The organism is Microcoleus sp. w2-18bC1, from assembly GCF_036700365.1.
In the GTDB taxonomy this organism is placed as follows: domain Bacteria; phylum Cyanobacteriota; class Cyanobacteriia; order Cyanobacteriales; family Microcoleaceae; genus Microcoleus.
In genome coordinates, this window is sequence record NZ_JAUBOS010000024.1 from 65,911 (window position 1) to 79,374 (window position 13,464).

12 protein-coding genes are annotated in these 13,464 nt (G+C 46.1%); 6 read left to right on the top strand and 6 right to left on the bottom strand.

Annotated features, from left to right (window positions below):
* Positions 1–107 precede the first annotated feature (107 nt).
* Complete coding sequence (locus QT979_RS14965; RefSeq protein WP_333214038.1) at positions 108–338, bottom strand: photosystem II protein, Psb35-related; 231 nt, start codon at positions 336–338, stop codon at positions 108–110.
* 564 nt (positions 339–902) lie between these two features.
* Between QT979_RS14965 and treS the strand changes: the two genes are divergently transcribed.
* The gene (gene treS, locus QT979_RS14970; protein ID WP_333214037.1) at positions 903–4,283 is read left to right on the top strand and encodes a maltose alpha-D-glucosyltransferase; all 3,381 of its coding nucleotides are present in this window, start codon (positions 903–905) and stop codon (positions 4,281–4,283) included.
* 204 nt (positions 4,284–4,487) lie between these two features.
* Here treS and QT979_RS14975 read toward each other — a convergent pair whose 3' ends face one another.
* The 4 genes from QT979_RS14975 to QT979_RS14990 form a co-directional block, all read right to left on the bottom strand.
* Positions 4,488–4,808 carry a 2Fe-2S iron-sulfur cluster-binding protein gene (locus QT979_RS14975; RefSeq protein WP_333046751.1) on the bottom strand — a complete coding sequence of 107 codons (321 nt, stop codon included), beginning with the start codon at positions 4,806–4,808 and terminating at the stop codon, positions 4,488–4,490.
* Between the two features lie 131 nt (positions 4,809–4,939).
* Positions 4,940–6,421, bottom strand: a complete 1,482-nt coding sequence (locus tag QT979_RS14980) for an S-layer homology domain-containing protein (RefSeq protein WP_333214035.1) — start codon at positions 6,419–6,421, stop codon at positions 4,940–4,942.
* Between the two features lie 166 nt (positions 6,422–6,587).
* Complete coding sequence (locus QT979_RS14985; protein ID WP_333310809.1) at positions 6,588–7,574, bottom strand: DUF6263 family protein; 987 nt, start codon at positions 7,572–7,574, stop codon at positions 6,588–6,590.
* Between the two features lie 4 nt (positions 7,575–7,578).
* Complete coding sequence (locus tag QT979_RS14990) at positions 7,579–8,268, bottom strand: polysaccharide deacetylase family protein (RefSeq protein WP_333214031.1); 690 nt, start codon at positions 8,266–8,268, stop codon at positions 7,579–7,581.
* Between the two features lie 595 nt (positions 8,269–8,863).
* Between QT979_RS14990 and QT979_RS14995 the strand changes: the two genes are divergently transcribed.
* The 5 genes from QT979_RS14995 to QT979_RS15015 all read left to right on the top strand — a co-directional run bounded on the left by QT979_RS14995 (position 8,864) and on the right by QT979_RS15015 (position 13,079).
* The gene (locus QT979_RS14995; RefSeq protein WP_333214027.1) at positions 8,864–9,631 is read left to right on the top strand and encodes a ChaB family protein; all 768 of its coding nucleotides are present in this window, start codon (positions 8,864–8,866) and stop codon (positions 9,629–9,631) included.
* 252 nt (positions 9,632–9,883) lie between these two features.
* Entirely contained in the window at positions 9,884–10,042 is a 159-nt protein-coding gene (gene rd / locus QT979_RS15000) for a rubredoxin (protein WP_333214026.1), read from the top strand.
* A gap of 24 nt (positions 10,043–10,066) precedes the next feature.
* A complete protein-coding gene (locus QT979_RS15005; RefSeq protein WP_445304787.1) occupies positions 10,067–11,332 on the top strand; it encodes an NAD(P)/FAD-dependent oxidoreductase in 1,266 nt (421 codons plus the stop codon).
* Between the two features lie 179 nt (positions 11,333–11,511).
* The gene (locus QT979_RS15010; RefSeq protein ID WP_333310814.1) at positions 11,512–12,189 is read left to right on the top strand and encodes a hypothetical protein; all 678 of its coding nucleotides are present in this window, start codon (positions 11,512–11,514) and stop codon (positions 12,187–12,189) included.
* A gap of 116 nt (positions 12,190–12,305) precedes the next feature.
* Entirely contained in the window at positions 12,306–13,079 is a 774-nt protein-coding gene (locus QT979_RS15015) for a class II aldolase/adducin family protein (RefSeq protein WP_333214020.1), read from the top strand.
* A gap of 78 nt (positions 13,080–13,157) precedes the next feature.
* Here QT979_RS15015 and QT979_RS15020 read toward each other — a convergent pair.
* A partial coding sequence (locus QT979_RS15020; RefSeq protein ID WP_333310816.1) for a transposase occupies positions 13,158–13,464 on the bottom strand: 307 nt, incomplete at its 5' end.

Genomic DNA, 13,464 nt, shown 5'->3' on the forward strand with positions numbered 1-13,464 from the left:
TCCACAAACGATCAATTTTCTTGTGGAACAGGCATCCTGCCTGTTATTGAAAATTAGAAACAGGGAAGATGCCTGTTATTGAAAATGGTGAAACCTGTTACTTGATATCAAGAATTAGACATGGTGCGGCTGCCATAGGCATCCATGCTGTAGGCGGGAACGCGAACGCTGTAATCCATCTCTGTTGCTGTGATTGCTACAGCCAATTTTTCAAAAGATTCATCGTTCCAATTCCGCTCGTGGATGGGCTTTGACTGTTCCCCGAGGAAATATGCTTGAGTGCCAATTACTGAGGCCGCGACCCAACCGACGATTAAAAGAGCGATTACAATAGCCATATTTGCTTTTTCCTTAACTTTTGTTGCTTTATGTAAACTAATGTAACGAAAATTAGTAATAAACGTCAAGGTACTGTATTGTCGTGGCAACCGTCCGGCAGGTAGTAAATACCGCACCTAATCCTGAGTCTGTAGGGTGCGCTTAGTGTCAACAAGGGCTCGATCCCCCCTAACCCCTCCTTAATAAGGGGGGAACAAGAGTGTTCTCAAAGCCCCCCTTATCAAGGGGGATTTAGGGGGATCTAGACTGGGCTAGCAGCGAGAGATACAGAGGGGTTTCAGGCTTAAGTTGACACGCTTTGGTAGGGTGGGCACCGCGCATCGGTAGCTAGCACAGTACCCGGATTGTGAACTGTATCCGAAATAGCAAAACAGATTTTTGAGATTTTATAGTTAAGAAATTATAAGTTTTGCGTTAATAAATTACGATTAAAAGTCTGCCGCTGGCATGAGGAATTGCGGTCAAATTATGAGTTATGATTTATCGGTTTGGATGGGAACTAACAAATCCCAATTACCAAATTTTAAGTACAAATTACTAATTACCAATCATCGCTACAAATCATGCCCAACTCAATGTTAAATGACGACCCCTTGTGGTTCAAAGACGCGATTATTTACGAAGTACCAGTTCGGGCTTTTGCAGACAGCAATGCAGACGGGATCGGCGACTTTAGAGGACTGACAGAAAAACTGGATTACCTGCAAAACTTGGGAGTAACAGCAATTTGGGTACTGCCATTTTTTCCGTCGCCGCTCCGAGACGACGGCTACGATACATCTCACTATACTACGGTCAACCCGATTTACGGCACATTAGAGGACTTTAAAGACCTTTTAGAAGCAGCGCACCAACGGGGAATTAGGGTCATTATTGAGTTAATTGTTAACCACACTTCCGACCAGCACGCTTGGTTTCAGCGAGCGCGTCGCGCCCCGAAAGGCAGTAACGAAAGAGATTTTTATGTGTGGAGTGACACGCCGGAAAAATATCAAGATGCTCGGATTATTTTCCAAGATTTTGAAACATCTAATTGGGCTTGGGATGCGGTAGCAAAAGCTTATTACTGGCACCGTTTTTATTCCCACCAACCCGATTTGAATTACGACAATCCCGCCGTCCGCCAAGCCATTTTAGATGTAGTAGATTTCTGGTTGGCACTGGGAGTAGACGGACTGCGAATGGATGCGGTGCCTTACCTGTACGAGCGCGAAGGTACTAACTGCGAAAACCTGCCCGAAACTCACCTATTCCTGAAGCAATTGCGGCAGCACGTAGATGAGAAATTCCCGAACCGGATGCTGCTGGCTGAGGCGAATCAGTGGCCGGAGGATGCGGTTGAATATTACGCTGCTGGCGATGAATGTCACATGAACTTTCATTTTCCGCTGATGCCGCGTTTATTTATGGCTTTGCATATGGAAGATAGCTTCCCAATCAGCGACATTCTCCAGCAAACTCCGCATATTCCCAATAATTGTCAGTGGGCATTGTTTTTGCGGAATCACGATGAATTGACGCTGGAAATGGTGAGTGATGAAGACCGAGATTATATGTATCGGGTTTACGCTCAAGACACTCAGGCGAGAATTAATTTGGGCATCCGCCGCCGCCTGGCTCCTTTGATGGGAAATAACCGCCGCCGCATTGAGTTGATGAATGCTTTGCTGCTGTCTCTTCCGGGTACGCCGGTGCTTTACTACGGCGATGAAATTGGCATGGGAGACAATATCTATTTGGGCGATCGCAACGGCGTGAGAACTCCGATGCAGTGGAGTGGCGATCGCAATGCCGGTTTTAGTCGCGCGAACCCGCAGCGCCTGTACGCACCGCCAATTGTTGACCCTGAATATCACTACGAATCTGTTAACGTGGACGCGCAGCGGGCGAATCCGAGTTCTCTGTGGTGGTGGATGAAACGCCTGATTGCAATTCGGCAGCGCTTCCAAGCATTCGGCCGCGGAACTTGCGAGTTTCTGTACCCGGAAAACCGCAAAGTTTTAGCTTTTGTACGCACTTATCAAGACGAACACATCCTCGTAGTTGCTAATTTGTCACGCTTCGTCCAGACAGCAGAATTAGACCTGGCGCCATTTAAAGGTGCTGTTCCGGTGGAGATTTTCGGCCGCACGGAGTTTCCTGCTGTTGGCGATTCGCCTTATTTTTTGAGTTTGAGTCCTCACACGTTTTACTGGTTTACTCTTACTGCTAAACACGAAGATTTTTCGTCGCACGGTCATCCTACAGACTTGCCTAGTTTGGCGGTCATAGGTAATTGGAAAACTGCTTTTGCTACAAGTCAGTTAAGCGATATGCTGCTTAATCTTTTGCCGGGATACTTGCGGCGTAATCGCTGGTTCAGCGGTTCTGATAGGACAATTCAATCATTAGAAATAAGTGAGATTGTAACGATTGAATGTAAAGATAGTGCGGGGGAGCAATCTCAAGTTTACATTCTGTTTTTGCAGTTGAATTATACTGAAGGTATGCCGGAAACTTACGTTTTGCCTTTAGGGTGGGAAGAGATGAAAGGCGATTTGGACGATCGGGCGATCGCGCGCCTGCACTTCCCAGAAACCAAAAAGGAAATCGGGGTACTATTTGATGCTGCTGGGGAGAAAGGTTTTCTGAGCGCGCTGCTGGGGGCGATCGGCAATTCTCGCAGTTACAGAGGTGTTGCAGGTCAACTGCTAGGAATTGCCGACAGTGCATTCAAATCAGAAGAAGATTTATCGCAGCTCGACCCTCACGTGTTCAAAAAAGAACAAAGCAATACATCCGCAGGTTACGGCGACCGCTTCGTCCTGAAAATATTGCGAAAAATCGAGGAAGGAATCAACCCCGAATTAGAAATCGGACGCTTTTTAACAGAGCGAAACTCGATCCAACACTATGCTCCAATTGCCGGAGCATTGGAATATCACACACCAGCAAAACAAGTCCTTACAGTCGGAATCCTACAAAAATTAATCCCCGACAGTGTAGATGCTTGGTCTTATACATTAGACACACTGCGCGACTATTTCGAGCAAGTAATGACAGTAGAAGCAAAGCATTCTGGCGAGAATTTATCTACTGCCCCGGAAAATTATTTGCCGAACGCTTTGACCGGACAAACCCAGCGACAGCCAAACTCGCTAGTAGCGGATTTATCCCTAGAAATTCCGCCATTGGCTCGCGAACTCATCGGCTCTTACTTAGCATCAGCCGAGCTTTTAGGTCAACGGACAGCCGAACTTCACCTCGCTTTAGCGTCTGACGCAGAAAATCCCGCTTTTGCCCCAGAAAGCTTCACCTCCTTTTACCAGCGTTCCATCTATCAACACATGAGAAATCTGGCGGGAAGAACTTTGCTGGATCTGAAAAAACGGCTGTCCAAACTGCCGCCAGACATACAAAAATCGGCGCAAAAGCTCCTCAACCGCGAAGATTTGCTCATGGAACGTTTCAAGTCTATTTTGAATTTGAGAATCACCGCCGATAGAATTCGCTGTCACGGAGACTTTCATTTCGGGCAAGTTCTTTATACAGGTAAAGACTTCGTAATTATTGATTTCGGAGGAGAACGCGATCGACCCTTAAGCGAGCGACGGATGAAGAGGTCGCCCCTGCGAGATGTTGCAGGAATGCTGCAATCTATAAGTTACGCTGTGACTTTGGCACTCCGCAATGAAGTAGAAAGCGGCATGATTCGCCCTGAAAATCTCCCGGAGATGCAGCAGTGGGCGAACGTTTGGCACCGCTGGGTCAGCCTAACTTTTGTCAAGAGTTATTTGGCGACTGCAGCGGATGCAAGTTTCTTGCCCAAATCTATACCGGAACTACAAGTTTTGCTGGATGCTTACATTTTGGAAAAAGCGGTTGCCGAGCTAGCCTACGAACTCAATTACCGCTTAGATTTCGCGGAGATTCCGCTTCAGCGGATTCTACAATTGCTGAATTAATAAGGACGGGTTTATCTATACTCGTTAGGGTGCGTGGCTTTTTAGTTCCTCAATTAACAGCGAGATGCTAGAAAGTCACGCACCTTACACCATAGCAAATCTGCTTTGATAACGATTAGATCGGCGAATATAATTCGCTTTTCTACAAACAAATTCCGCGCCCAGCGAGGCTAGAAGAAAAGATGGTAAAAAAATGATTTCTTATTACTTAAAATAAAGAGCGGCTTGATATAAAACTTGTTCTTGATGAGTTAACAAAGTGCAGTCAGAAAGCGGGTAAGCCACACAAGTAACAGCGTAGCCAGCTTGCAATTCTGACGGCTTCAAAAACTTTTGTTCGCTTTGGTCGATTTCACCGCTCAGCAGTTTGACAACGCAAGCAGAACACTCTCCTTGCTTGCATCCATTCGGCAAGCGGATGCCGGCATCTTCTGCCATATCTAAGATATACTGGTCGTCTGGTACTGCGATCGTGCGATCGAGCGCGAGAGCCTCATTCACCAACCGAACTTGATAAACAGCCATTTTTTTCTTATTCCTCGCGAAAGGGCGGGTTTACGATGCTTTTAGTCCTAGCAAATATTTCGGGTAAAACCCGCCCCTACAGATATTATCAGCGTTTCTCCGGGTTCATCTGCGGTTAAAAACCTCGAAGTCTACTTACTGGCATAACCCGTGTTCACCAAAAACTCCCGCAACTTCCCAAAGAATTGAGTGCGATCGCGTCCTTGATAAACCCTCTCCAATAACTGCCAACCTTCCGCCTCCTGGCCCATGACATACTTGTTCGCCATGAAGGCCGCCAACACCCCTTTCACCTCCGCATTTTCACTCAGACGCTTGTTAGATTCTAGCCAAAGCTCAGCAGAATTCGTGTATACTTCTACCGGATACTGTTTGCTAACATCTTGCATTTTACCTGGGCGGTACTGCCAAATTTGCAGCGGAAAGCGAGAATCAGCGTAATTTGTAAAAGCCTCGGAAAATCTGCCGTCCTGACTTTTAAACTCGGGGATATCATTTTTGCCCAAATCGACAATTTCGTAACTCACATTGCCCCAAAAATGCTTGATATGAGTGTATTTGTTAGCGCCCGAATCGTAGCGGTAAATAAACGAATAATTGCAGCAGCGGACACCGCTTTTGGTTGAGACTAAATCTGCCAGCACTTCCGGTTCCTTGTCCCCGTCTAAATCACGGATTCGCAGCGATAAAAAACGTCCTTCTGATATTTCTTCGCTGGTTTTTTTGTCTGGATTATCTACTAGAGAACGAGTCGGAATTAGCACTGGTTCTTCTAATAAAGTTTTACCGTCGCGGATAATTCTGATGCGGAGATTTTTAGCATTTTCTGCTTCTTTTAGGAAAGAAACTTCCGCCCGAACTTTCCCCGATTCCGAGGTTTCTGTTGTTCTCGGCGGGCCAATATTCGGGGGAACTTGGGCGATATATTGGGTAGGAACTAAGGCAGTTTGGCCGGGTTTGGCGATCGCCTGACAGAAAAAACTTGCGACTTCGGCGCGAGTAGCATTCCGAGTAGGTTCTAGCTGTTTAACAGCCGGATAATTCACCACAAGTTGTTTTTCTGTGGCGGCGGCGATCGCACTTCTGGCTAGTTCGGGAATTTGCGGCGCATCCTCAAAAGTCGCATCCAAAATCTCAGCCGCCGAGCCCGTAGGTGTATATTTCAAGCCGCTGGTTAAAGCTACCAAAGCCTGCCAGCGGGTAATATTCAAAGTCGGGTTAAAGATACTGCCACTGTATCCAGACATAAAACCCGTCTGATAAGCTTCTCGAATTGCTTTAAAACCCCAGTAATTTGTAGGAATATCTGCAAAGTCGATCGGAGCGCGGACGGTTTTGGCATCGGGAAAAGCCATGCGAACCATCGCCGCAAACTCAGCGCGGCTGACGGGGCGATTCGGGCGAAAACTGCCGTCTTCGTAGTAGCCACTGATAATTTTTTTCTCTGCTAACTCCTCAATACAAGCTTGGGCCCAATGGTTGTTAACATCCTTAAATTTAGCTTGAGCAAATGCCGGCGTTACATTCAGACCCGGAAACATTAAATTCCCGATGATTATCACTAGGGCTACCACTAAACCGATAATAGCTTGCCGTCTGTGCGATCGAATCATAGAACAGACTCCTCTACTTACAAATTGTTGTTCAAAACTTTGGAAAACTTTGTTTATATAATATCAGCTATATTAACCAGATTTAATACCATTTATTAAAAATTTACCTACGACCAAGGACACGGCAGTGCCGTGTCCCTAATTTTTCGAGTTCCTATAATAAAGCTTACTTCGACTCTAAAGTCATCTCCATCGCCATTTTTGTTGTGATTGTTAATTCTTCAGAACTGCCAGCATTTTTACCACTCATTTCGCTATTTGAACTAATAGACACAGTAGAGCGAAAAGGATTTAATCTATCCAAGCGCATTGTGGCTGCTCCCCGACCCTGAGAACTAAAAGATTTTAGGGTTAGGGTAGTTCCAGCAGGCAGTTGGGGAGAGGTAAGATTTTGGGGGTTGGCTTGCTGCTCTATACTTACATTCAGAGACACAACCCCATCTTGCCAGCTATCCAATTCATAGGTAGCAATTTCATTCACATTCATGCCACTGAAATCAGAGGAAGAAGAAACGCGCCATTTGGCTCCTTTTCCGACTGCTTCGGCAGGCAGCGGCGAGGCTAGTTGTTCTAGAGATTTAGACATTTGTCGAACCATTTGTTTGAGGTTGTTGTCAGCTCCTTCGGGCAAAATAATGTCGCCTCCTTTATGAAAACCGCGATTGTCCATGATGAAAGAGCCTTTCACTCCCACCATACTTTTGAGTGCGGAACGCATGGCATCTCGGACGGCTGGCGGCATATTTCCAGTATCGCCAGCGATATCTGAGTTAGTATAAGCAAACTCGTAGTGAATATCGCCGTTGGGATCGATTTTAGTGACTTTTGTCTCGAAAGTCATCATCGATACTGGAATTTTAGCCCCAGGCGAAGACCGACCGGATGCGGATATTTCCATATCCATTTTTACGGTCATCACAGTTGTTTCTTTGACATCAATAGCTGGTTTTAAACGCAGTTCCTGTCGTGGTTCCACTCCCGGATTTAGCAGTTCCACTTGTGGGGTTTTGGAGTTAGCGGCAGGTGCAGATACGCCAGGGGCTGGCTGCTGCACTAGAAGTGGAGTTTCAGCACTTAGGGAAGCAGGAGAAAGCTCGATCGCCCATCCGGCACTTACCAAACAAAGAGATGCAATAAACTGTCTTTTTTTCATGGATTTAATTTCCTGTTATTTGAATGTTAGCCTGTTCCCACAGTCGATCGACTGTCACAAATTTGTAACCTTTATACAAAAGCAATGGAATTATTTTATCAGCAGAAGCTGCAACATCTTCGCCGCCGCAATAGCCGTCGTGGAGTACAATAATTGATCCGTTTTCAGTTTGCTGCACGATGCGACTAATAACTTTCCTCACCCCCGGCCGCACCCAATCTTCCGGGACGACACTCCACATTACGGGGCGATATTCCCACTGTTGCAATAACTCTAATGTTCGCGGCGTAAAAATGCCATTGGGTGGCCTCACGTCCAGGATTAATTTTGGGTCTAAATCGCAAGCTTTGGCAATTGCTTTCTGCGTGTCTTCTAAACTTTGTTTGAGTTCGTGGGTTTTTAGTTTTGGAAACGATATATGCTGATAGCCGTGGAGACCGATCCAGTGTCCGCGATCGTACACTTCTTTAGCCGTTTCTGGATGCCGATCCACGCAAAAACCTAGCCAGAAAAAACTAGCTTTGATGTCGTATTTATCTAAAACTTTTAAAAGTTGAGGTGTGTGCTGACGGTGCGGCCCGTCGTCAAATGTGAGAGCAATTTCTCGGCTGTTGATATCTCCCGTCCACAGACATCTGGGAAAAGCAGATTTGAGGATGGGATGAACGACAGGAAACAGGGGTGCTAATGGCATTGGTTAATGTTGCGAAAGTGCGATCGGGTAGAAATGAAGCTGCGTTACTATAGGATAAAGTTAACTCAATCGAGGTAAATATGACAACTGGCATTGATATTGGAAGGCTAATTGTCCGCACGCCAGGAACTTGCGACTGGCGCCCCCCATTGCCACAACCCGAATTACCGTAAAAAATATTGCTATTGATTTTAATGCTGGGCTGACTCCAGAAAAAATCATTAATTAAAAACCGCATTTGACTCGTTCGCAAATTTATGGTCTACTAGCCTAATATTAGGCGAAGCCAGACAAAATTGAGGCAAATCTAGCAGCAAAAAAAGCTGATGGAAAGCGCTTGCTATCGGAAGTTACGATAAAACTCAAGTCTTTAAAATAGAATAAGATAGCCAGATTAAAAAAAAATATTATCTTAATAACTATCTCGAATAATAAATGAGCAATCGCACTTAAAAAAAACTTTAACTCTTTTGATAGAGCCTCAAACTATATCCGATCGCATCGACCTCTATCTCGCGGTTGATGCGATCGCCCTACAGCGTCCTCCTATACTAAAAACCAGCATAACTAATCGAGAAACGATCAAGGAGGAACAATGACCGAGGAATACTTAGCCGAACGCACAGTTTCAGCCGTATTTAAGGAAGAAGAACAATTAGACGGCGTAATTCGGCGGTTGCTAGATCGCGGAGTTTCCCGCGACCACATCTCAGTAATGGGAAAAAACTTTCAATCTAAAACTAAAATTGCCGGCTTTATTACTAAAAAAGATGTGATATTAGGCGGTCTCCGAAGCGGGGCGATTTTTGGTTCCTTATTCGGTTCTTTTTTGGGTTTGCTAACAGGCGTCGGCGTGCTGTTTATTCCCTTTGTCGGTGCAGTAGTATCGGCGGGCCCGCTGGGTGCGGTACTGTTGGGTGCAGCTAGCGGGGCGATCGCAGGTTCGGCGGGTGCGGGTTTAGTTTCCGCTTTGGTCGCTTTGGGAATGCCCGAAGACAAAGCAACTATCTATCAAACCCGCGTTGAAGCAGGCGAATTTCTCGTGATGGCAGAAGTTCCCGCAGATAAATCGGGCGAATTTCAACTCTTGCTAGAAAGTGCAGGTGGCGAAGAGATAGCTATTAGCGAAATGACGCTGCCGCGCGCCGTCAAAGGTCGCTGCAATAGTCAGGCAGACTTATCTCCAGAAGTGCGATCGCACCTGTCGGAAGCTGCTCAAAAAACCTTTATGGAATCCTACAACGCCGCATTTGATGAAAGCAACGACTCGATACAAGCCGAACACACGGCTTGGAACGCTATTCACCAGCAGTACGAAGAAGATGAAAACGGCGTTTGGACTAAGCCTTTAGCAAAAGTCTAGTCTTCCCATCGCAGCCAACTAATAAAAAATACAATCAAGCCTCTAGAACTGCGGTTCTGGAGGCTTTGACGATTTTAGATTTTAGATTTGTGCAAGACTTAATTAAATTTTATATTTTATAATTTTGAAAAACTAAATTTTTAATAATTTCCGAATTGCCGAAAGCCGCATTACTTTTTGAAAGTGGTATTGCACTAAGTTGCGTTGTCAAGTACAATCTATAGGCTTGCAATATAAAATTGAGTTAAGCAAATGCAAAAATACGTTTGTACAGTTTGCAATTACGTCTATGATCCAGAAGTAGGCGACCCCGACGGAGGCATAGATCCCGGTACACCCTTTGAAGATATCCCCCACGATTGGGTTTGTCCCACTTGCGGGGCGGCAAAATCCGATTTTGAACCAGAATAAGCGAGAAAAAATTTGTCCGATCAAATCCTCAAAATTACAATCATTGGCGGCGGTGCTGCTGGTTTTTTTAGTGCAATTACCTGTGCCAAAACCTACCCCCAGGCCCGCGTCACTTTACTAGAAGCTGGCCGGCAACTCCTGGCAAAAGTTCGCATCTCTGGCGGCGGGCGCTGCAATGTGACTCACGCCTGTTTTGACCCCGGTGTTTTAGTGCAGAATTACCCCAGAGGAGGGAAAGCTCTGCGCGGTGCTTTTACTCGATTTCAACCGCGCGATACTGTAGAATGGTTTGCAGGTCATGGCGTGAAGTTGAAAACAGAAGAAGACGGGCGAATGTTTCCGATCACCGACGATTCGGGGACAATTGTTAACTGTTTGATCCGGGCTGCTGAGGATGCAGGTGTGAAAATTTGCACCGGCGATGCAGTAGTTTCTGTAAAGAAATTAACGGGCAACAGCGCAGAGGGCGAACACGGAGACACCGCCCCTACTTTTGAAATTGAGTTGAAGTCGGGGGAGATTTTTAAGTGCGATCGCATTCTTCTCGCTACAGGCAGCAATCCATCGGGTTATAAGTGGGCAAAAGAGTTAGGTAATACTGTAGAACTGCCCGTTCCTTCTCTATTTACTTTTAATATTTCCGACAGCCGAATCAAAGATTTAGCCGGAATTTCTGTTCCTAATGCTAAGGTGAAATTGCCGGGAGCTAAATTAGAACAAAGCGGGCCTTTGCTAATTACTCACTGGGGTTTAAGCGGGCCTGCTGTACTCAAACTTTCGGCTTGGGGTGCGAGATTTTTGCACGATCGCCATTATAAAACCTCTGTGCTGATTAATTGGCTTCCCCAGTACAATGCGGAAGTTTTGCGGCAGCAACTGCTAGCGGTTAAGTCGCAGTTGTCGCACCGATTGATTGTTTCTAGCTGTCCGTTTCCGGTGCCGCGCCGCCTCTGGGAACGTTTGACAAGTTCGATCGGCATTGACGAGCAAAAACGCTGGGCCGACTTATCTAACAAAATCCTCGATCGCCTCCTGCTAGAACTCGTTCAAGGCGAATATCAGATTGCCGGAAAAGGCGCATTTAAGGAAGAATTTGTCACCTGCGGCGGTGTCAACCTTAAAGAAGTTGATTTTAAGACAATGGAAAGCCGCCGCTGTCCCGGACTTTTCTTTGCGGGCGAAATCTTGGATATCGACGGCGTGACGGGCGGTTTCAACTTCCAAAGTGCCTGGACTACAGCGTGGTTGGCCGGAAACGCGATCGGCAAACCATCCGATTTTAGATTTTAGATTGTAGATTTTAGATTGCGGGATACTTGCTATATAAAGGTTTGGGAGTGGCGATCGCGCGATCGGCTTACCAATATTAACTTTTGTGTTATTTTTGAATTAAGGCGCACCAAATGTGTTTCAACTTCAGCTTGTAGACACAATTCGCAGTTTTGCGGAGTTAACATCGGCGAATACAGATGAAAAACTTGAATCTACAAACCCTAAAGTTCGATCGCAACCTTGAGGGCCATCTTGACTCACCTTTCATCGAAAAAAATGGCTTGCTGGAACTCAACCTCAAATTTATCACTCCCGAATTTTTAACAGCCTGGACGTTTGAAACACACCTGTACGACGAACAAGTTGCGATCGACCACTTTGTCATCACATTTCCCAGCCGCACCGATCTCGAAAAATACGCCGCATCTTTGCGCTCTTTCGGCGCCAAAACAGTTGAAGGCCCCGACTTGTTCCCGATCAACTTTTGTTCGGGAAACATTAACGTTCCCTCCGATTTGTGGCTGCATTTAATGACCTTATTAATGCCAGCGGGCGGCTTAGTAGTATTAGATGCGCCCCACGCAGCCGGCGACCAAAAAAACCGCTTTCAGCAAGAAAGAGGATTAGAAGCAGTTCACCACGTCGCGCTTCGAGTCGAAAACGTGCAGAATGCTGCTAAAATATGGCAAAATAAAAACTTTAAACCGCTATCAGAGCGTCCTCTAGACTACGGCTCATTAACCCAGTGGTTTCTGCAAAACCCCGCCGGACAAATCATCGAATTAATAGAACGTCGCCCCGGCAACAACGGCACCTTTGACTGCAAAAACATCGCAGGCTTGCGTCTCAGCGAAGATAAAGTCAGTAGTCAGTAGTCAGTAGTCATTAGTCATTAGTCAGTAGTCATTAGTTAACGGTTAACCGTCAACGGTTAACAGTCAACAGTCAACAATGCCCCATGCCCAACGCCCAATTCCCAATTCCCAAATCTATGGTTGCAATAAAAATCCCCAAAGTCACTTTTCAACCCCCAACATTCAACTCAGTTGAAGAAGAACGCCGCCACCGCAAACAGCGTTTAGCCGCCGCATTCCGATTATTTGCCCGCTTCGGATTCAGCGAAGGAATTGCCGGACACATCACCGTCCGCGACCCCGAACACCTCGACCATTTCTGGGTCAATTCTTTTGGAATGCACTTTAGTTTAATTCGAGTCAGCGACCTAATTTTAGTCAACCACAAAGGCGAAGTTGTGGAAGGAAATAAACCCGTAAACGAAGCAGCATTTGCCATTCATTCCCAAGTGCACAGCGGCCGCCCCGACGTAATCGCAGCAGCCCACGCTCATTCTCCCTACGGCAAAAGTTGGTCGAGTTTGGGCCGCCTGCTTGACCCGCTGACGCAAGATGCTTGTTCTTTTTATGAAGACCAAGCTTTATTTGACGATTACACCGGAGTTGTTTTGGAAATCGAAGAAGCTAAACGCATCGCCAAAACTTTAGGTGAGAAAAAAGCGATTATTTTACAAAATCACGGACTGTTAACAGTAGGTCAAACAGTAGATGAAGCGGCTTGGTGGTTTATTGCAATGGAACGTTCTTGTCAAGCGCAGTTAATGGCCGAAGCAGCAGGAAAACCAATTCTCATCAAGCCAGAATGTGCGCGTTTAACACAGCAGCAAGTAGGGTCTCACCGCATGGGATGGTTTAGCTTTCAACCGCTTTATGACATGATAGTGCGTCGGGAACCTGACTTATTAGATTAAGGAACTAGGCGGTTTCAAGAGACTGTTGGCGAATTAAAAAAGGGTGAAACCAAACATCCCATAATCATGGAAAAAAAACTACAATGAGGCAGAGGGAAAAAGAGCCGAAAAACGAGACACACGGGTCAAGCCAATCGGAATGTTACGCCAAAACGCCCACATTCTTGACAGATTCATCGCCGCAGCAGTCACAATATGTTGTAGACGAGTCTTGGCAAGACCCATGTAACGAGCGTCGCGCAAACCAAAAACACGAATTCCTTGAGATAGGGAACTTTCAACACCAGCCCGTAAGGCATAACGCTGCTTAAAATCGAGGGTATGTTGTCTGGCCCTACCCTTGGCTAAAGCTTCATAAAGAGGTTGAGGTTTGAGAGTCAGAACA